Raw genomic sequence first — 20,450 nt, 5'->3', positions numbered from 1 at the left:
GACCCCGCCCGTGCGAGCTCTCTTCTTCGGCACCCCCGCCATCTCCGTCCCCGCGCTCGACGCGCTCCACGCGATCGCCGAGATCCCGCTCGTCGTTTGCCAGCCGGATCGACCTGCCGGTCGTGGCCTCGAACTCCGCGCGCCGCCCGTGAAGCAACGCGCCCTCGAGCTGGGTCTTCGCGTCGAGCAACCGTTGAAGGTCAAAACACCGGACTTCGCCCGCCTCATCGCGGAGACGAACGCCGACGTCGCGCTCGTCATCGCCTATGGCCGCATCTTGCCGAAGGCCGTGCTCGAAGCGCCGCGCCGCGGCTGCATGAACCTCCACGCCTCGATCCTGCCCAAGTACCGCGGCGCTGCTCCGATCACGTGGGCGATCGTGAACGGCGAGCGCGAGACGGGCGTCTGTCTCATGCAGATGGACGAGGGCATGGATACGGGCCCGGTTTTCTCCACGCACCGGATCCCGATTGGCGAGGACATGACCGCCGACGAGCTTTACGTGCAGCTCGGCGAGCTCGCGGCGCGTGTCGTGCGTGAAGATCTTTTGCGCGCGGTATCCGGGGACCTCGTCGCGGCGCCGCAGGATCACGCGGCGGCGACGATGGCGCCGATGCTCGAGAAGGAGCACGGCCGCATCGATTGGTCGAAGCCTGCCCGCGTGGTGCACGATCACGTCCGCGGCATGACCTCGTGGCCCGGCGCGTTCACGACGTGCGCGGGCAAAGGGCTGAAGGTGCTCGCCACGAAGGTGGCCACCGAGCAAGGTGTGCGCGGCGCGCCCGGCGAGATCATCGCCGCGGACAAATGGGGCGCTGAGATTGCTTGCGGCGCGGGCACGATCACGCTCGTGCGCGGGCAACTCGAAGGACGGAAGCCTCTGTCCGCGCAGGAGCTCGTCGCGGGTCGCGCCCTCGCGAAGGGCATGATCCTCGGGGCTTAGCCAGCGCGCTTCTTCCGCTTCTTCTTCGCCGGCTTCGGCTTGGGCTCGCCGGCTTCGTCCTTCGTTCCGTCGGCGCCGCTCGGCGCCTTCGTCGCATCCGAGAGCTTCCCGGGATCGGCGCAGCAGCGGAAGCCGGTCTCGTAAAACGTGAATGACGGCTCGTGCGCGTCATTCGTCCCGCGACAGCCCGTCCACGGCTTCGCCCAGAACCCGCCCATCAGCGCGCCCGGGAACTTGCGCCCGGGCCGCGTCGCCACCCACTCCTCGACGTTGCCCATCATGTCGTAGATGCCGAACGGCGAGACGCAGCTGAGGTACGAGCCGCTCGTCGACCCTTGCCAGAGCTTTTCGAGCTCCTTCTTTTCGTCCTCGCCTCCGGCCGCGAGCGCCCGCGCGTCGAAGGGGCGCCACGCCTTGTCGCTGTTGCATTGCGTCCGGTTCACCTGCCAGCCGTACGCGAGCGGCCTGCGCTCGCCGCCCTCACAGGCGAGCTCCCACTCCTGCTCGGTGCAGACGCGTTTTCCGCGCTCGCCGCACCAGCGCTCGGCCATCCGGAACGACTGCATCACGAGCGGACGTGCGCCGCGCCGGTTCGGCGCCTCGAACTGGTCCATGCAGACGCGGACGTCCGTCCGGGGCCCTTCCTCCCCCGTCAGGCCCTCGAAATAAGCGAAGCAATGCGTAGTTTTCGCGTCCTTGCGAGGATCCACGCAGAGGTGCTGGATCTCGTCCGCGTGCGTGCCCGTGACGAGGCGCATGTCGCTCGGGCACTCGGGCGTCGGGCCTGGATCGAGCGAAGGCGCTGCGGGGACGTAGAGCAGGAAGGCAGCGAAGGACAACGTCGCGACGACCGGATCGAGCAAGCGGCGGACTCCCGGGCGCATGGTACCCGCCCCGGACGGGGGCGCTAGCCGTGGCGGGCTCTTCAAAAGCTCGGAGAACGCCCTACGGGACCCCCGTGGCCCCCGAGGGCGGATGAAATCTCCCGCAGAGGCCTGGCATGGGGCGTGCGTCGTGTCTACGTTGACCGCCGCCTCCGAGACCCCGCTCGGGCGCTGCTTGCTCCGCGGGCCTCGGGAGGACACATCAAACCGATTGACGCTATTCGTGAGCTGGCCTCTGTAGGGTCCAGCAATTGCCGCCGATGCCGGTCGGAGCTGCTCCCGTCCCGGGTAGCTTCGCAGAGGAGATCGTCTCATGTCGGAAAAGAAAAACCCGCCGAGTCAGCCGCGTTCCGAGGAGGAGGTGGTCTTCGGCGACGAGCTCCCGGTCCTCCCCATCCGCAACGCCGTGCTGTTTCCGGGAGCGGTCGCGCCGTTCGACGTGGGCCGTGAGAAGAGCGTCGCCCTCGTCGAAGACGTCGACAACCTTCCCGGGCCGGTGATCGCGATCTTCGCGCAGAGGGATCCGTCGACGGACGATCCCGCGGCCGAGGATCTTTACCCGGTCGGTTGTGCGGCCCGCGTCCTCAAGGCGCTCAAGCACAGCTCCGGCAACTACTCGCTCATCCTCCAGGGCCTGACGCGGATCCGTCTCGAAGGCGTGGTCACGATGTCGCCGTACATGAAGGCGAAGATCCGTCGCATCGACGAGCCCGCGACGGAGGACGTCGAGGCCGAAGCGCTCGCGATGAGCCTGCGTGACATCGCCAAGCAGGTCATCCAGCTGATGCCCGAGCTTCCGCGCGAGGCGGGCTCGCTGATCGACTCGATCCAGGCGCCGGGCGCGCTCGCGGATCTCGTGGCGGCGAACCTCGACGCGCCCGTCGAGGAGAAGGCGCAGCTCATCGAGACCGTGGACGTGAAGGAGCGCATCCGGAAGGTCCTGCGCCTGCTCACGCGCCAGCTCGAGATCCTCAAGATGCGCGAGCGCATCAACTCCCAGATCAAGGAGGAGATGGGCAAGAACCAGCGCGAGTACGTGCTCCGCCAGCAGCTCAAGGCGATCAAGGAGGAGCTCGGCGAGGACGACGGCGATCAGGGCGATCTCGACGGCCTCGAGGATCGCATCGCGAAGGCGAACCTGCCGACGGAGGCGGAGACCGTCGCGAAGAAGCAGCTCAAGCGCCTGCGCACGATGCAGGTGGGCTCGGCCGAGTACACCGTGGTCCGGACGTACCTCGACTGGATCCTCGACATCCCGTGGACGCAGTCGACGACGGACAACCTCGACATCTCGGCGGTGCGCAAGGTCCTCGACGAGGATCACTACGGCCTCGAGAAGGTGAAGAAGCGCATCCTCGAGTACCTCGCGGTGCGCAAGCTGAAGCAGGACAAGAAGGGACCGATCCTCTGCCTGCTGGGGCCTCCCGGCGTCGGCAAGACCTCGCTCGGGCGCTCCATCGCGCGCGCGCTCGGTCGGAAGTTCCACCGCGTCTCGCTCGGCGGCGTGCACGACGAGGCGGCGATCCGCGGCCACCGGCGCACCTACGTCGGCGCGCTGCCCGGCCAGATCATCCAGGGCATGAAGAAGGCGGGGACCGTGAACCCGGTCTTCATGATGGATGAGGTCGACAAGATCGGGCACGACTTCCGCGGCGACCCGTCCGCGGCGCTGCTCGAGGTGCTCGACCCGGAGCAGAACAACACGTTCGCCGATCACTACCTCGAGATCCCGTACGACCTGTCGCACGTGATGTTCGTGGCCACGGCGAACACGGCCGACCCGATCCCGCCTCCGCTGCGTGATCGTATGGAGATCCTCGAGATCCCCGGCTACACGCGTCGCGAGAAACTCGCGATCGCGCGGCAGCACCTCCTGCCGAAGCAGCTCTCGGATCACGGCCTCACGCAGGAGCAGCTCGAGATCACCGATCGTGCGCTCGAAGAGATCATCGATCGGTACACGCGCGAGGCGGGCGTCCGCTCGCTCGAGCGGCAGATCGCGAGCGTCATCCGCGGCGTGGCGGTGAAGGTGGCCGAGGGCGAGACGCAGAAGCGTCGCGTCGACAACGAGGACGACCTGCACGAGTTCCTCGGCGCGCCGAAGTACACGAGCGAGGTCGCCGAGCGCACGGCGGACACGGGCGTGGCCACGGGCCTCGCGTGGACGAGCGTGGGCGGCGAGATCCTCTTCATCGAGGCGACGCGCATGTACGGCACCGGCAAGCTGCAGCTCACGGGGCAGCTCGGCGACGTCATGAAGGAGAGCGCGCAGGCGGCGCTGTCGTTCGTCCGGACGAATGCCTTGAAGTACGGCATCCCGAAGGACTTCCTCGACAAGAGCGATCTGCACATCCACATCCCCGCGGGCGCGATGCCGAAGGACGGTCCGAGCGCGGGCGTGACGATGTTCACCGCTCTCGTCTCGCTCCTGACGGGCCTCAAGGTCCGGCACGACGTCGCGATGACGGGCGAGATCACGCTGCGTGGTCGCGTGCTGCCGATCGGCGGCCTCAAGGAGAAGGTGCTCGCGGCGCACCGCGCGGGGATCAAGCGCATCATCGTCCCCGAGCGGAACCGCGCGGACCTCGAGGAGGTGCCGAAGGAGGTCGTCGACGAGCTGCAGTTCTTCTTCGTGAGCCGCATGGAGCAGGTGCTCGAAGCGGCGCTCGAGTCGATGCCGCAGCCGGCGCCCGAGGGGACCGAAGAGGCGCGCGACGGCGAAAAGAAGGACGCCGAGAAGCAACCCACGGCCAGCAGCAACTGACGCGGGTTTGTCCGGAATGAACATCGGGGGCGGTGCTCCGCGCATCGCCCCCGATGTCTTTTGTGGCGTCGATCCCAGGCTCGCCCGACGTTCGCGGAGCGGGAGACCCGCGGCGGACAAAAATGTTAATGTGGCGGGCGGATGAAGCCCTGTCCTAGCTGTCAGTGGATGCTCAAGGACACGGACTCGGTCTGCAACATGTGCGGAGCGTCCGTGGGAGGTGGAGCAGGCGCGCCGGCGCCGCCCCCGATGGGTGGAGCGGGGGCCTATGCGCCTCCGGGGCCCCCGGGCATGGGCGGCTACCCCGCGCCTCCGCCGAAGATCAACCCCGGCGGGATGGCGCCTCCGCCGCCCGTCACGCCCGGGGCCTATCCGCCGCCGCCGATGGCCGGAGGCGGCATGCCAGCCGCGAGCGCGTTCTCGTCGGCCGACGCGGACGACAGCCCCATGCGCTCGCCCTGGGCGCGCGAGGCGCCGAAGCCCGCGCCGCAGCAGCCGATGGGCGCGCCGCCCGGGATGCCCGCGGCTCCGCAGTTCGGAGCGCCGCCCGCGCCCGGCGGGATGCAGCCCGGCGGGATGCAGCCCGGCGGGATGCCGTTCGGAGGAGCGCCGCTCGGCGCGCCGCCGATGGGTCCACCGCCGCAGGTGCCCGGCGCGCCTTCGTTCGGACAACCTCCGCCGATGGGGCAGCCCGCGCCGACGTTCGGCAACCCGGGCCTCGGCGGCGCGCCTCCGATGGCAGTGCCGCAGATGGCGCCGCAGATGGCGCCGCAGATGGCGGTGCCGCAGATGGCCGCGCCTCCGATGGCGCCTCCGATGGGCGTGCCGCAGATGGGCGTGCCGCAGATGGTGCCGCCGGGCGGCGTGGGCGCGATGCCCGCGGCGCCGCCGCGCCTGACGGGCCCAGGTCAGCTCGGCGGGCCTGCGCCGCCGCCGATGGTCGCGCCGCCGCCGATGGTGTCGCCGGGCGGGCTCGGGGGAGGCGGGATGGGGCAGCCGCCGATGGTCGCGCCGCCGATGGTCTCGCCGGGCTCATTGTCGGGTCCTGCGGCCGCGCCGCCGCCCGTGGTGACGCCGTCGGGGCAACGCGTGCTCGTCGGCTTCCTCGTGACGTTCCAGAACGATCCGGGCGGCAGCTTCTGGCCGATCCACAGCGGCCGCACGCAGCTCGGCCGGAGCGGCGGGGACAGCGGCGTGGACATCGCGGTTTCGGACGGCAGCACGTCGTCGCGCCACGCCACGATCCACGCCGATCCCGCGACGGGTCAGGCGTTCGTCGAGGACGACAACTCGCGCAACGGTACCTTCCTGAACGAGCAGAAGCTCGTGCCCGGCGATCGCCGCCAGCTCCGCGACAACGATCGGCTGCGCCTCGGCAGCACGACGTTCGTGGTCAAACTGCTCGTGTCCTGAAGGAATCGAACGAACCGCGCGCGTGGGGCGAACGTGCACCACGCGCGCGGTTTTGCGTTTCAGGGCATGCCGCCCGCGCCGCCGGCACCCGCATCGGGAGGCGTGCAGATCGGGCCATCGCCGACGCACCGGCGGATCCCCATGCCGCCGTCGAGCGCGGCGCAGTTGTTCGATTCGCAGTCGGAGTTGATGTAGCAGGGGTCGCCGTTGCAGCAGCCCTTGCCGCAGAGCACGCCGCAGTCGATCGCGGGCTCGCCCTCGTCCTGGACGCCGTTGGCGCAGGTGTTCGGCGCGCTCGGGATGCGGCACTTGAAGTACTCGACGACGTCGGGCGCCGCGCCTTCGAGCTCGCCCGTGGCCGGCGGGAAGAAGACGCGGAAGAGCACGTACCCTTCGATGCCCACGCCGCCCGGCTTCGACTCGAACTCCGCGCGCGGAAAGAGCCCCGCCACATTCGCCTCGTCCGGCGCGTTGTCCTTCGTGCCGTCGCATTTGGCGAGCTGAAGCCGGTTGAAGCGATGGCTCTCTTTCCGCGTGGCCGTCGAGCACGTGACGTCGACGAGCTCGCGCTCGGTGACGGGTTTGACCGCGAAGCTGCCGCCGCAGATGGGATCGGTGCTGTCGATGCAGCTCGTGCCGCTATCCGGCAGACCGCCGTCACCGAGGGGTGTGACGACGCCGTTCTCCGCGATGCTCACGGGCTCGACCGAGACAGCCATGGCGCCGTCCGCGCCGAACGCGCCCGCGCCGCACACGGTGCCGTCGCCGCGGATCATCCCGAAGGACGCGGTCGTGATGGGGAAGTCGGCGATGTCGAGCGGCGGATCAAAGATGACCTGCCCGCCCTCGGGGCCGTCGAGCACACACGTGTCGAGTTTGTCTCGCTTGAGGAACGAGCCATCCCGCGCGCTGCCGAGACCCTTGGTGCCGCAGGTGGTCGTGATGTCGGCGTAGAACTGGCGGTAGCAGTTTTCCTCGTCTCCCAGCCACCCGCAGAGATCCTCGATCTTGTCTTCGGAGCTGCAGGCGGCGAGGTACGTGCCGATGGCGGTCGTGATGGCGGTGAGGGCAAAGGCGAGCCGGAAGCGCATGCATCGAGTCTACGTGAACGACGCACATCCGGACTACATCCGCGCGCGCTCTTCCCGTCTCGCGTTTCCTTACGCGGGGAGGGCGGAGGCGCTCAGAGCTCGGTGTACGGGCCCGGGACGCCGTACACGTCGTCGGTGCCCGTGTACGCGAACATGCCCCAGCAAACGAGCTTGTGCTTGAGCGCGAAGGCGACCGACTCGGAGAGGCTCGTCTTCGGCGCCAGGACCGCGAGGTTCGACCGGCGTACGCCCCACCAGCCCGGGCCGTGATCGAGCAGCGACTCCTGCAGATCACGCGTGGCCGCGAAGTGGTCGTCGAGGACCGCGAGGCGGAGGCGCACGAACTGCTGCGGCTCCCCCTCCTTCTTTTCGCCCGTGGGGAAGTCGAACCAGTAGAGGTTGTCGCGCGCCTTCTTGGGCTCGATCTTGAGCCCCTGGGTCTCCAGGAAACGCGCGAGATCCTCCGGCCCGAGCCGCTGCGTGACCGGGTGGATGTCCATCCCCTTGCAGACGTCGTCCTTGATGACGAAGCCGTTCAGCGAAACGCTGGGGTCCGCCTCGCCCTCCGGCGTCGTCAGGTGCTCGTCCGGCGAGGGCAAATCGCTCGGATAGTCGATGCCAGCCTCGAGCCCGACGCAGCCGAAGCCGCCGAGCGCGAGGGCGAGGGATAGAAGGACGCTACGTTCTGCGAGATACGTCACGGTGCACTCCCCACGCGCCGCGCGAGCGACGCCGGATCCTGGCATCAGCATTGTCCACAGCCGCCCCGATCATTCAACGGTCTCGGCGAGATGGCCAAACTCATGAGCGATCATTTGGCCCCGCGACCAGGGTATCCTAAGTTAACCGTGATGAGGCCCGTCGACCTCGCTGCCCCCAAGCGTAACTCTCTTCGCCGCCTGGCCGTCGTGCTGGGCGCGCTGACCTTGCCCCTCGTCTCGCTCGGCTGCGGTGGTTCGCCCACTGCGCCCCAGCGCGACGACGTGTTCTACCTGCACGGCAGCGGGGTCATCGACAAGAACCAGAGCTACGAAGTCTATTTCCCGAAGCTCAACGCCGACGAAAACGAGCGCCTCCCGCGCCGCGTCGGCGTCGGCGTGCTCGAGGGTGACGTGCGCCTCGCACGCCCGATCGACTGGTACGTGCGCGACGCGGACTACTCCCCCGGTCAGCGCTTCATCTCGTACCAGTCGCCGCGCCAGTTCCTCTTCTCGATCTACGAGCGGATCGATCACCCCGAGGACACGTGGCCCGACGTGATGAAGCGCTACGAGCGCGACTGCGAGGAGCAAGGCGCGCAGATCCTCGCGGGCCGGATGCCCGTGGCGACGGCGAACGCGCAAGCACGAAGCTACATCGTGAAGACGCGTGTCCCGGCGAAGCCGGCGTACCATTCGTACGCGCACGAAATTTTGATCCGCAGCGACAATCGCCTCCTGCTCGTGCAGGTCGTTCACGGCGAGAACATCGAGTCGGTCGCCGACGAGATGGCGACGGCGCTGCGAAGCATGCTCGTCTACTGACGGACGCCCTCACCCCCAACCCCCTCTCCCTCGCGGGAGAGGGGGTAAGAAGCGTCGTTCCTGAGAAACCTCTGAAAGAGGCCTCGGAACGAAGCGCTCGGGGCAGCGGAGCGAAGTGAAGCTGAAACGAGCGCGCGGGGGGTTAGGGGGGCAGAGGAAGGCCCGGCGATTTTCGCGCAGCGAGAATCGCTTCAGGGCCGACCGGAGCCCCCCTAGTAGGGCAGCGGCGGCGGGTCGAGACGCTCTTCTTCTTCGTCGTCTCCCTGGCCGGTTTTCTGAGGTTTGTCGTTCAGCGGTACTTCGATCACGAAGTTTTGCCCGACGGGCCCGCCGAGCCACGTGGTTCGCGCGAGCGTGGACGCGCGCGGGGATGCGAGCTGGAAGCGCGGCGCGTCTTCGGTCGCCACGTGCAGCTCCAGCATCGCGTCGCATGCGCCGCGCGTCAGCGTGTCGACCGCGGCCTTGAGGACCGATCGGTTCGAGCCGCCCGGCAAAAACGAGATGTATTCGTCGTACTTCAGCGGCCCGAGCTTGATCTTGAACCGGCCCGTCCCGTCGTAGACCCATCGGCCGATCGTCAGGCTCTCGCCGAGCTGATGGTTCGCCACGCCCATCTTGTTGCGCAGCGGTTTCTCCAGCAGCGTCCAGTGCCCGACGAACTGCTCGATGTCCACGCCCATGCTGCCGAAGATGTCCTTCAGCACCACCTCGAGACCACGCGCGCTCCGGGACTTCGTCGCGAGCAGCGGCGCGTAACGAAGGTAGAGGAACCGGTGCAGCGGGCTCTTGTGCTCGCGGAATCCATCGACGCCCGCCGCGCAGAGCAGGCGCCGCGTGAACGGGTCGTCGCCCTTCTTCCGGTAGCCGACCGAGTGCCGGTACTTCGTGAACGCCCGGTAAAACAGCGACAGCAGGCGATGGTTGAAGACGTCGAGGAACTCGCGCTTCGGCTGCGGACCACCCTGGTAGTCCTCCTGCGCGAGATCCTCGACGTAGTACGTCGGCAGCGGCGAGACCGAGCCGTAGAGCCCGAGGAAGCCCGCCGTGATGCGCGCGCGCTCGACCTCGTCGGGGTACTTCGTCGACTTGAGCTCGCTCACGTCCGTCGACGCGAAGATCAAGCTCGTGTCCGCGCGCAGGCGGATGCGCTCGGTCGCGACGGGCCCGAGCTGGCCCACGGGCGCGCTGCCCGGGAAGAGGCGCTCGAGGATGTAGACGAGCCGGAAGAACGAGTAGCGACGCGCGCTGTGCTCGAGCTCGGCCATCTTGGCCGCGATCATGGCCTTCGCCTGCCGCTCCGGATCGGGCGACGGCGCGAACGCCGCGTCGGGTTTGCCCCCGCCGCTCAGATCAGGTTCAGGCTGCCGCTCTTCGGCTCCCATCGATAAACCACGCGCGTATTGGTGCCGGTGACGCTGAGCTGCGTGAAGGAGTTGAGCGAGACGTACGCCGCGAGCATCTCGTTGAGAATGCTCGCGAAGAGATACATCTCGCCTTCACCCGCGAAGCCCCCTTCGTCGAGCTCGACCTCCGTCGCCACGCCGCGCACGGGCGCGCCGCGGTAGAGCCGATCCGTGGGGCGGACGCGGATCGACTTGATCGCCTGCATGCGGAGCTGGTTCGCCCGCGCCGCCTGACGATCGATGAGCGCGGGGAAGTTGTAGATCTCGAGGACGGACCGGAGCACGTCGAGCTCCGTGATCGAGCGATAACTCATCGCCATGTGCGAGAGCACGCGCCACTGAAGCTCGCGGCCCATCGGCGGAGGCAAAGGCGCGGTCACGCCCGTGACGTTCGTGAAGCTCGCGACCGCGGGCGACGTCGCCGTCGGCACGCGCAGATCGCCGACCTTGAGCTGCGCCGGGAGGCGCCGGTTCGTGCACGTCGCCTCGATGCTGATGACGTCGAACTCCGGGATCGCCGCGCCGTCCTGCGCCGAGCCGAACGAGACGTAGATGTCCACGCCGTCGCCGATCGCCGCGGGCTTGATGTGCGTCTGGTAAAAGACGCCGCGTGACGAGGCCTCGGGATCGAGCTCGTGCTCGAACGAGAAGAACGGCGGGATCTTCACGCGCTGGCTCGTGCGCCGCGCGATGCCGATCACGTTCTCGATGCTGTAGAGCTCGTACGCGACCGGCGTCGAGCCCGCGGGCCGCGCGAGGTACTCGTACTTGCTCGGATCGGGCTTGATCGGATCACTCGAGTGCTCGAACAGGTTCACGACCGGCGAGCAGAAGAGCCGGAAGTTCTCCTTCGACAGACGCGTCCCCGCGGGCAGCCCGTCCTTGAACTGGATCAGGATCGCGAACCGGTCGCTGAGTTTGTCCGCGGGCATCGCTTCGAGGCCCTGGATCTCGAAGAACGCGAACTTCTGCGGGAGCGTGAAGTACTCCTGGAGCAGCCGGAAGCCCGCGTAGACCGTGGGCGGGTAGGGGATCAGCGCCTCGTCCTCGTCGAACCCGACGAGTTTTACGTTGCGCGCAGGCAAGGTCGCGAGCGTGGTGTCGCGGCCCGCGGCGTCGACCGCGCAGAGCGCGACGGAGTCGACGTGCGCGCCGAGCCAGACGCGGACGTCGTCCTGGAGCCTGCGCTCGCCGTGGATGTAGAAGCGGATCCGCGAGAGCGCGAGCGCCGCGAGCGCCGCGCCGCCCGTCACCTTCACCTCGATGCGCAGCGACTGCGCGAGCTGCGCGCCCGTCTCGACGCGGACGTCCTCCACGGTGAGCGGCAAGAGCTCCACGTCCTGCGTCGTGCGGAATCGACACGAAACACCGTCGACGGGCACCGAGCCGACCTCGGCGTGCCGCGCGACGATGAGTTTTTCGCGGACCACGTTCGGCAGCGGCGTGAACTCCACGATCGACGTCGCCGGGATCTGCCGCAGGTAGTGCGGGAAGAGCAGCGACGCGACCGAGTGGATGACCTCGGGCAGCTCGTCATCGAGCTTCTGCCGGATCTTCCCCGTGAGGAACGCGACGCCCTCGAGCAATCGCTCGACGTCCGGATCTGCCCCGCGCTCCGCGAGCATCGGCGCGATCGCGGGGTACGCCTGCGCGAACTCGCGCCCGAGCTCGCGCAGGTAGGATAGCTCGTCCTGGTAGTACTTGTTGAACATGGGGCCCGACGCCGAACAGTCGACCGTTCCGGAGAGGCAGTGTCAACGATCGTGAAGAGGTTCGCGCCTCCGCGAACCGATCAGCCGACCTTGACGTTGCCGCTCTGATCCACCGAGGTGCTGAACCGGAGCCCCGTACGCCGTCCGTCCGGGTAGTGAAGCTGCCCCGTGATCTCGAACTCGAGGTACATGGTCCCCATGACCTCGTTCTTGATGTGCCGCACCTGCACGTTCTTCAGCCGCGGCTCGTATTGCTGAATGCTGTTCTTGATGGCGCGCTGCACGATGCCGACCGCGTCGGGAAAGTCGTGCAGCATCTCCGACACCTCGATCAGCCCATAATCCGGGCAGGTGAGCGAGCTGCCCTGCCGCGTGTTCAGCATCCGCGCGAGGTGCGTGATCACCGCCTGCTCGAGGTCCTGATCCTTCCACGTGTGCCTCTCCAGCGAGTGCGGGTTGGCCGCGTGGGCGATGCGCGTGAGCAGCGAGGCTGCCATGGGACCATTCTACCCCCCGCCCCGCTCGACCAGAAGCCCCCAATGCCCGCGCCGCGTCTCCTCCCTCGAAAGGGCTCGCCGGCATTGTATCAAAGGTCACCTGCCTTCGCGCCGGGGTGCGTTGTCGGGGTTCGCGCCGCACGTCGTGCGCGGGGGGGCCACAGGGAATTTTCGTGGCAGGCGCCTTGCGTGATACGAAATGAGGCGTGAAGCCGTCTCTTCAAGACCGCCCGAACCAAGCGAAAACGGCGCGCCGCGGGAGCCTCGCCGCGCTGGCGCTGGGGATCGCCTCCACGATGGGCTGCGGCGCCGCGCCCGAGCAGCCGCACCTCGAAGCCAAGACGCGCGAGCAGACGCCGATCGCGGTGTGCACGCAGAAGCTCTCGCCGCTCGGCGGGGGCCGCGGCAAGGCCGTGGTGCGCACGCTCGAGCCGGATCAGTGGGCCGAGGTCGCGTTCCCCGGGTTCAACGCGGACAAGGGGTTGAACCCGACCGACGTCGACTGCACGGGGCACTACGCGTTCGCGAACGAGTCGCTCCGCGGCGGCATCTCGGAGAAGGGCTGGCCGCGCAAGCTCGACGTCGAAGAGGTCGACGTCCGCTCGGGCCCGAACGGCCTGCGCACGCTCTGGTACCGCGTGCTCAAGTTTGAGAACGGCGACGAGGGCGGCCCGATCATCCTCGCGCGCGCGGTCGACGATCGCGCCGAGATCTACGCGATCGGAAGCTTCCGCGGGCCCGCGAAGTCGCAGATCACGCCGGTTCGTCTCGGCGACGACAACCTCGTCGTGGCGGAGGCGAAGCGCTGCCCCGATCCCGATGACTGTCGCAAACAGGCGCACATGTTCCTCGCGCGTCGCGGGCGCTTGATCGAGGCGGCGAAGGTCGACATCGAGCGCGTGCAGGTGCTGCCGTCGGTCACCGAGCGTGGGCTCTACGCGCGGTATCAGCTTCGAACGGACGTCAGCTACAAGCCGAACGGGATCCAGCTCCTCGAGCAGGTGAAGGTGAGCATCATCCACTACGAGGATCCGAACCGGGACAGCGACCGCGCGCTGCGCAAGGTCGAGTTCTCGCGTTTCCTCAAGGTGGAGCGCGACGCGTTGTTCTCGTCGAACGACCCGCTCTGGGAGCGCGTCGTCGGCCAGGATTGATCAAGAGGGTGCGGCCTCGATGGGCCGCACATTGATCAAGAGGGTGCGGCCTCGATGGGCCGCACCCTACGTCCCTCACTCCGTTTCACTTCGTTCGGGACTACCCGGCGTAGGTGCCGCTGGTTCGCTGGTCGGGCCGCGGTAAGCTGGGAGAACGTTGGTGCTCCGAAGATTGGAGCACCAACGTCTTCCTGTTTTACCAGCAGAAGATCGCGTTGCCGTAGCCGCAGGAGGGGCGTTGGAGGAGCGCGTAGGCGCCGCCGACGAGCAGGCCGCTGAAGAAGCCCGCGAACGTGCCGGCGATGATCTGGTTCGAGGTCTCGTAGGGCAGGGTCGCCGTGCCGAACTCGTCCACCGCGGGCGACTCCACGCCGCGGCCGACCGACGTCAGGATCGAGGCCACGAGCGGCACGCCGATGTTGCCGATGAACGAGCCCGCGTTGAAGCGGCCCTTCGAGTACTTGATCGTGTCGACGAGGAAGATGCCCGTGCCGACGCCCGTCGCGCCCCACGACGCGAAGGCGTGCGTCGAGGGCCCGCCGAACGTCTCGCAGCCCGAGTCCGTGTTCGCGACGAGCGTCTGATCCACGGTGCAGCCGGGGCGCGGATACTGGAGCGCGTTGCGGATGGGGCCGTCGACGAGGAACGTCGCGGCGGCCATCGTCATCGCCGGGGCGAACATCGAGAAGTGCCAGCGGCCCTTCCAGCCGACCGTCGACTCGGGGTCGCTGTAGTACACGCGCGGCATGAGAAAGACCGTGCCGGCGCCGACGCCGAGCATGACGTGGCTCACCGTGCCCCACGTCTCGTCGCGCGGTGCGATGGCCGGGACGCCGGTGGTCTGGGCAGATGCCTCCGTGGAGTAGGCGAAGGAGGCTGAGACGAGGCCCAACGTGGCCAGAACGATCTCCCTGATACGCATTCGGATGAGCCTTCCGTATCCGCGCCCCGCGATGCGGGCGCGGCTCATCGTTTGAGCTGGTTCGGCGAGAGGGTGAAGCGGCCGCGGTTCTTCGCACCCGCATCGCCGGTGGATTTCTCGTCATCCCCGGCAGTCGCAGCGTACGCGCGCGAGAACTGCGGGCCAAAAATAATCAGGAAGGTCTCTTTCTGTTCTCCCGCGTAGTCGCCGTGGACGACCTCGTAGAGCTTCCAGAGAGCCTCGAATTTGTTCGAGAATAGGCCGCCCCTCTTGCCGCGACGCTCGAGCTCCTCCTCGATCGTCTTCGGCGAGAGCTTCGTGAGCAGCGAGCGCACGCCTTCCATCACGCCGTTGATGAGCGCGACCTGGTGGCTCATCACGTCGACGAAGATGTCCTGGAGCTGCCGCGGCGCGTCCGGTCCGCCTTGCGGGCCGAGCAGCACGTTGCCGAGCTCCTTCTCGTCCTTCGCCGAGGCGACGCGATCGTTTTCGTCCGGCGTCACCTCGCGCGCCAGCATCTCGGCCTCGAACTCCTGGTAGCCGTTCCGCAGGCTCACGAAGCACTTGAGGAAGACCTCCATCGCGTCGCGCAGCTTGCGGCCGAACGTCAGGACGCTCTCGACGTCTTCGATCGGCTTCGAGCCCGGCGCGAGCGTGCGCGCGAGCTCGATCATCGCCGCGTGCGCGGCCTGCGCGGGGCTCGGCTCGCCGAGCATGCGCGGATCGACGCCGTAGTACTGCGAGAGCTTCTGGAAGTCCTGCTCGGCCGCGATGGTCGGCTGCTCCATCGCGACGCGCTTCAGGTAGTTCTGCCGCACCTCGGGCGAAAGACGCGGCAGGTGATCGTAGATCACGCGGTAGACGCCGCCCCAGGCCGCGCGGTAGGCCTCGACGTAGGGGTGGAGCTGCCGCACGTAGGCGTCCTCGGCGCCGGGCGTGATCGGCTTCTGCTGCTGCCTCCACGAGGCGGCGGCGTTGCCCGATTGCTCCTGCGCGAAGTCGAGGACCGTCCCGTCTTTCGGGGCCTCGCGTTTCTTCGGCGCCGCGTCGATGAGCTGCATCCGCATCACGATCGGGCCGATGGTCAGCTCCGGCGTGCTCGTGACGTCCGTCGGCGTGTCGCGCGTGAGGCGCCGGCCCGCGAACACGGTGCCGTTCGTCGAGCCGAGATCCTTGACGATGATCTGCCGGTCGCGGACGTCGATGGCCAGGTGGAACTGCGAGACGTACGGCCGATCGATGTGCAGGTCGTTGAGCTGGTTTCTGCCGATGCGGATGGGGAAGCGCTCGAATGTGACGTCGAAGCTTTGATTGGCCTGGGTATCGATGACCCGGGCCACGAGCGCCAGCGGCATGCGGGCGAGACTAGCAGACAGTGTCCCGGGACCAGAAGTAGCGGGCGACGATCGCGCGAAGCCTCGTGACGATCCCGCCAGCGTCGCCGCAGCGCGGTGCGTCGCCCCGTTGACGGGCCTCGGGGTGGGCCGCCCCTGTTTTTTGACACCTTTACCTACATCATGCGACCCTGACCGACATGAGCCTCCTGCACAGGATTCCGCCCCTCGTTTCGGCCCTCGCGTTTGGGTACGGCGTGGGGATGAGCGCGCCGGACGCGGCTCTAGCGCCGGTCCAGGCCGCCGTGGTGGCGGTCGCGCCGACGCCGGGGGCGCGTCCCGAGGCCGGGCAGGTGCCGCTCGTCGTGGATCCTTCGCGGGCGCCGCTCCGGACCGAGCCTGCGCGGGGCGGGGTCACGGCGGCGCGGATGGGCGGGCCGGAGTCGCAGCAGCTCGGCAGGCTGCGCGAGGTCGAGATGCGCGAGGCGATGCGCGGCGAGCAGTCTTCGCTCGATCGGCCGATGTACTCGCGTCCGCCGCGGCTCAACTCCGACACGGCGGAAGGGGAGGGGGCCGAGGTCGACGATCTCGACGTGGCCGGCGCGGAGGCGCTCTCGCGGCTGCAGCTCCCGGATCTGAAGGTGTCGATCACGCGGCGCACGTTGAAGTACGTCCGCTTCTTCACGCGGACCGATCGGGGCCGCGGGATGTTCGAGACCTGGCTCAAGCGCAGCGGCCGGTATCAGGACCTCATCCAGGGCGAGCTTCGCGAATGGCGTTTGCCCGAGGATCTGATCTGGGTCTCGATGATCGAGAGCGGGTTCGACGCGCGGGCGAAGTCGCCGGCGGGGGCCGTCGGGCTCTGGCAGTTCATGCCGGCGACGGGCGCGGTGTACGGGCTCGTGCAGAACAAGCACGTCGACCAGAGGAAAAACCCGAAGCTCGCCTCGCGCGCGGCCGCGCACCACCTGCGTGATCTCTACATGCGCTTCGGCAACTGGGATCTCGCGCTCGCGGCCTACAACATGGGCTACGAGCAGCTCCTCGATCGGATCGATCGATACGGCACGGCCGACTTCAACGAGCTCGCGCGGCAGGAGGCGCTGCCCACGGAGACGGCGACGTACGTCCCGAAGATCGCGGCGGCGGCGCTCATCGCGAACAACCTGGAGCGTTTCGGGTTCGATCAGGTCGAGCTCGTGCGTCCCGTCGACGCCGCCGAGATCGCGGCGCCGCCCGGTTTGTCGCTCAAAACGCTGGCCAAGGCGGCCGGCGTGCCGCTGAAGACCGTGAAGCAGCTCAACCCGGATCTGCTCGGCGATAGGCTGCCGCCGGGGCGGGGCGACTTCCTCGTGAACGTGCCGGCCGAGTCGCTCTCGCGGGCGCATACGATGCTGCCCGTGCTGCTCCAGACCGAGCCGATCGTGACCGAGGACGCGACCGTGCTCGATCCGGTCGATCTCATCGGCGGGCGCGATTTCGTGCGGCGTCGCGCGGCGACGCGGGACAATGACAGCCTGCTCTCGCTCCTGCCTTCGTACAAGAAGCGGCGCGCGCTCCGGGATCCGGTCGAGGAGCTCGCGGCGCAGGCGGGCGTGAGCCCGGACGACGACGAGGGCGACGAGGAGCCGTTCCGGCCGAGCAAGAAGCGCGCGGGGCGCAAGACGCTTCTTTACAAGGTTGGTCCGGGCGACACGCTCATCGGAATCGCGCGTCAATTCGCGATGGATGTGGAAGACGTGGCGCGGGAAAACCGGCTCGGCGAAGAGGACAAACTCCGCGCAGGATCCATTTTGAGGCTCCGCGTCAAGCCCGGCGTGCTCGGTGCGCTCGATCTCGGCGCGGCCGAGGGAGGTGAGGCGGGCGCCAAAGCCGAGGAAGCGCAGCGTCGCATCATCGATCCAGGTACGAGCGCGAACGCGAGCGCGAGCAAAGATAAGGACAAGGGTCCTTCCGACGCAGCGCGCGGTACCGAGAAGACGGAAACGCAAAAGGGTCGCGGCGAAGGAAGGAAAGGCTCGCGGGGCCGATCCCGCGGGTGACGTCGGGCCCCGGGTCCTTGTAGGATGCCCGGGCCATGATGCTCGTCGAAGCCAAATCCATCATCAAGCGGCTCACCAAAGTCTGCACTGCTGCGCTCGAGGCGGCGGTCGTCCAATGCGTCAATGCTCGGCATTACGAGGTGACGGTCGAGCACTTGCTGCTCGCGCTCCTCGACGACGCGAACTCCGACATCGCGTTCATCGTGATGCACTACGACCTGGATCCCGCGCGCCTGCGGCAGGCCCTGCAGAGGAGCCTCTCGGATTTGCGCACGGGCAACGCCGGCAAGCCCGTCTTCTCCCCGACGATGCTCGAGTGGATGCAGGACGCGTTCGTCGTCGGGTCGATGGAGTACGGCTACACGAAGGTGCGCAGCGGCGCCCTCTTCGCGCGGCTCGTCAACCAGCCGACGCGGTACTCGATGAGCGGCATCGGCGCGCTGCTCGAGGGCATCTCGCGCGAGGACGTCAAGAACAACCTCCCCAAGATCATTTCGGGATCGAAGGAGGACGCGGAGACGGCCCCGGTCGCGCCGGGCGCGGCGGCGGGCGGCGCGGCGGGCCCGGGCGGGCTGCCGCAGGGCGCGGCGAGCGCGTCGGCGGATTCGGCTTTGGCGAAGTACTGCGTGGACTACACGGGCCGCGCGCGGGCCGGCCAGATCGACCCGATCTTCGGCCGTGAGGGCGAGATCCGGCAGATGATCGACATCCTCGGCCGTCGCCGGAAGAACAACCCGATCATCGTCGGCGACAGCGGCGTCGGCAAGACGGCCCTCGTCGAGGGCATGGCGCTCATGATCGTGAACAACCAGGTCCCGCCGATCATGCAGGGCGTGGAGATCCTGGGCCTCGATCTCGGCCTCCTCCAGGCCGGCGCGGGCGTGAAGGGCGAGTTCGAGAACCGCATGAAGCAGGTCATCTCGGAGATCAAAGGCTCGCCGAAGCCGATCATCCTGTTCATCGACGAGGCGCACACGATCATCGGCGCCGGCAATCAGCAGGGCGCGGGCGACGCGGCGAACCTGCTCAAGCCCGCCCTCGCGCGCGGCGAGCTGCGCACGATCGCGGCCACGACCTGGGCCGAATACAAGAAGTACTTCGAGAAGGACGCGGCGCTCGCGCGGCGCTTCCAGCCCGTGAAGGTCGACGAGCCGAGCGAGGCGGTCGCGATCACCATGATCCGCGGCCTCCGCCCGAAGTTCGAGGAGGCCCACAACGTCATCGTCTCGGACGAGGCCGTCGTCGCGGCCGTCAAGCTCTCGGCCCGCTACATCTCGGGCCGCCTCCTGCCGGACAAGGCGGTCGATCTCCTCGACACCTGTTCGGCGCGCGTGAAGATCGCGCTCCAGCAGAAGCCCGCGCAGGTCGAGGACATCGAGGTCCGCATCGACACGCTCACGCGTGAGCTCGAAGCCCTGAAGCGCGACCGCGACGCCGGCCTCACGATCGAGGAGGAGCGCGTTCAGACGCTCGAGGACCGCATCGCGAAGTCGAAGGTCGAGCTCGAGAACACGCGCGTCGCCTACGACCGCGAGTCCGAGGGCGCGAAGAAGGTGCTCGAGGCGCGCAAGCGCATGGACGAGGCGAAGTCGACCGAGGAGAAGGACGCGATCCGCCGTGAGGTCGTGGCGGCGATCAGCGAGCTCCACAAGAGCCAGGGCGAGGTGCCGCTGCTCCGGCCCGACGTCGACGAGGCCATGGTCGCGGCCGTCGTCAGCGCCTGGACGGGCATCCCCGTCGGCAAGATGGTGGCCGACAGCGTCAAGGCGCTCGTCGAGATGGAGTCGCGCCTGAACACCCGCATCAAGGGCCAGAAGTACGCCCTCGAGACGGTCGCCAAGGAGCTCCGTGCAGCGCGCGCGGGCCTGAAACCGCAGAACACGCCGATGGGCGTTTTCCTCTTCGTCGGCCCGTCCGGCGTCGGCAAGACGGAGACGGCGCTCGCGCTCGCGGACATGCTCTTCGGCGGCGAGCGCATGATGGTCACGATCAACATGTCCGAGTTCCAGGAGAAGCACACGACCTCCCGGCTCATCGGCTCGCCGCCCGGCTACGTCGGGTATGGCGAGGGCGGCATGCTGACCGAAGGCGTGCGCCAGCGGCCCTACACGGTCGTCCTCCTCGACGAGTGCGAGAAGGCGGATCCGGACGTGATGAACCTGTTCTACCAGGTGTTCGACAAGGGCATGCTCACGGACGGCACGGGCCTGCTCGTCGACTTCAAGAACACGGTCATCATCATGACCTCGAACCTCGCGACCGATAAGATCACGAACCACGTGGTCTCGGCCTGGGAGGAGAACCGCGAGCCGGTCATCCGCGAGATCTACGAGGAGATCAAGCCGACGCTCTCCGCGCACTTCAAGCCCGCGCTCCTCGCGCGTATGACCGTGGTCCCGTACATCCCGATCTCGCCCGCCGCGCTCGGCGAGATCACGCGCCTCAAGCTGAACGGCCTCGTCGATCGCCTGAAGAAGAGCCAGAAGATCGACGCGACGTACTCGGATCGCATGGTCGATCTCATCGCGAGCCGGTGCACCGAGGTCGATACGGGCGCCCGCAACATCGACCACATCCTGCGCGCGTCGCTCCTGCCGATGCTGTCGCAGGAGATCCTCACGAAGATGGCCGAGGGCGTGATGCCGAAGAAGCTCTTCATCGACATCGACGATCAGAAGAACTTCACGGCGACGTTCCCGGAGTGACCGCGTAATACCCGCTCGGGGTCAAGGCCCCTCTCGCGGTTGGCGAGGGGGGCCTTTTGGTTT

General features: G+C 68.1%; 15 protein-coding genes. 7 read left to right on the top strand and 8 right to left on the bottom strand.

Going from position 1 to position 20,450, the window contains the following annotated elements:
• The first annotated feature begins 10 nt into the window (after window positions 1-10).
• Window positions 11-943, top strand: a complete 933-nt coding sequence (gene fmt / locus QHF84_RS06210) for a methionyl-tRNA formyltransferase (protein WP_281312245.1) — start codon at window positions 11-13, stop codon at window positions 941-943.
• Here fmt and QHF84_RS06205 read toward each other — a convergent pair.
• Window positions 940-1,827, bottom strand: coding sequence for an SUMF1/EgtB/PvdO family nonheme iron enzyme (locus QHF84_RS06205; protein ID WP_281312244.1), 888 nt, complete (start codon window positions 1,825-1,827; stop codon window positions 940-942). The two genes, fmt and QHF84_RS06205, sit on opposite strands and share 4 nt — an antisense overlap.
• 313 nt (window positions 1,828-2,140) lie before the next feature.
• On the opposite strand from QHF84_RS06205, the gene lon reads away from it, so the two are divergent.
• Together lon and QHF84_RS06195 are read left to right on the top strand one after the other, a co-directional pair.
• Complete coding sequence (lon, locus tag QHF84_RS06200) at window positions 2,141-4,591, top strand: endopeptidase La (protein WP_281312243.1); 2,451 nt, start codon at window positions 2,141-2,143, stop codon at window positions 4,589-4,591.
• A gap of 141 nt (window positions 4,592-4,732) precedes the next feature.
• Entirely contained in the window at window positions 4,733-6,004 is a 1,272-nt protein-coding gene (locus tag QHF84_RS06195; protein ID WP_281312242.1) for an FHA domain-containing protein, read from the top strand.
• A 59-nt stretch (window positions 6,005-6,063) separates the two neighbouring features.
• Here the strand turns inward: QHF84_RS06195 and QHF84_RS06190 are convergent, their stop codons facing one another.
• Window positions 6,064-7,095, bottom strand: coding sequence for a hypothetical protein (locus QHF84_RS06190; RefSeq protein WP_281312241.1), 1,032 nt, complete (start codon window positions 7,093-7,095; stop codon window positions 6,064-6,066).
• Window positions 7,096-7,187: 92 nt separating this feature from the next.
• Window positions 7,188-7,796, bottom strand: coding sequence for a hypothetical protein (locus QHF84_RS06185; RefSeq protein ID WP_281312240.1), 609 nt, complete (start codon window positions 7,794-7,796; stop codon window positions 7,188-7,190).
• Between the two features lie 150 nt (window positions 7,797-7,946).
• On the opposite strand from QHF84_RS06185, the gene QHF84_RS06180 reads away from it, so the two are divergent.
• The gene (locus tag QHF84_RS06180; protein ID WP_281312239.1) at window positions 7,947-8,618 is read left to right on the top strand and encodes a hypothetical protein; all 672 of its coding nucleotides are present in this window, start codon (window positions 7,947-7,949) and stop codon (window positions 8,616-8,618) included.
• 212 nt (window positions 8,619-8,830) lie between these two features.
• On the opposite strand, the gene tssG is transcribed toward QHF84_RS06180, so the two are convergent.
• From tssG to tssE, 3 genes are all read right to left on the bottom strand, one after another.
• Entirely contained in the window at window positions 8,831-10,000 is a 1,170-nt protein-coding gene (gene tssG, locus QHF84_RS06175; RefSeq protein ID WP_281312238.1) for a type VI secretion system baseplate subunit TssG, read from the bottom strand.
• Entirely contained in the window at window positions 9,964-11,733 is a 1,770-nt protein-coding gene (tssF, locus tag QHF84_RS06170; protein WP_281312237.1) for a type VI secretion system baseplate subunit TssF, read from the bottom strand. Before tssF ends, tssG begins: the two co-directional genes overlap by 37 nt.
• Before the next feature lie 80 nt (window positions 11,734-11,813).
• Complete coding sequence (gene tssE, locus QHF84_RS06165) at window positions 11,814-12,230, bottom strand: type VI secretion system baseplate subunit TssE (protein WP_281312236.1); 417 nt, start codon at window positions 12,228-12,230, stop codon at window positions 11,814-11,816.
• Window positions 12,231-12,436: 206 nt separating this feature from the next.
• Between tssE and QHF84_RS06160 the strand changes: the two genes are divergently transcribed.
• Window positions 12,437-13,384 carry a hypothetical protein gene (locus QHF84_RS06160; protein WP_281312235.1) on the top strand — a complete coding sequence of 316 codons (948 nt, stop codon included), beginning with the start codon at window positions 12,437-12,439 and terminating at the stop codon, window positions 13,382-13,384.
• 196 nt (window positions 13,385-13,580) lie between these two features.
• Here QHF84_RS06160 and QHF84_RS06155 read toward each other — a convergent pair whose 3' ends face one another.
• On the bottom strand, window positions 13,581-14,306 hold the full coding sequence (locus QHF84_RS06155) for a hypothetical protein (RefSeq protein WP_281312234.1): 726 nt from the start codon (window positions 14,304-14,306) through the stop codon (window positions 13,581-13,583).
• Between the two features lie 44 nt (window positions 14,307-14,350).
• A complete protein-coding gene (locus QHF84_RS06150) occupies window positions 14,351-15,661 on the bottom strand; it encodes a type VI secretion system-associated FHA domain protein (RefSeq protein ID WP_281312233.1) in 1,311 nt (436 codons plus the stop codon).
• A gap of 179 nt (window positions 15,662-15,840) precedes the next feature.
• Between QHF84_RS06150 and QHF84_RS06145 the strand changes: the two genes are divergently transcribed.
• Complete coding sequence (locus QHF84_RS06145; RefSeq protein ID WP_281312232.1) at window positions 15,841-17,682, top strand: lytic transglycosylase domain-containing protein; 1,842 nt, start codon at window positions 15,841-15,843, stop codon at window positions 17,680-17,682.
• A 35-nt stretch (window positions 17,683-17,717) separates the two neighbouring features.
• Window positions 17,718-20,387 (top strand): type VI secretion system ATPase TssH, encoded by a 2,670-nt coding sequence (tssH, locus tag QHF84_RS06140; RefSeq protein ID WP_281312231.1) that lies wholly within the window; start codon window positions 17,718-17,720, stop codon window positions 20,385-20,387.
• Window positions 20,388-20,450: the final 63 nt, after the last annotated feature.

Origin of the sequence: Polyangium sp. y55x31 (assembly GCF_029946505.1) — a bacterium.
Classification (GTDB): domain Bacteria; phylum Myxococcota_A; class Polyangia; order Polyangiales; family Polyangiaceae; genus Polyangium.
Note: the sequence above shows the minus strand (reverse complement) of the source record. Positions and strands in the feature narration are given on the sequence as shown.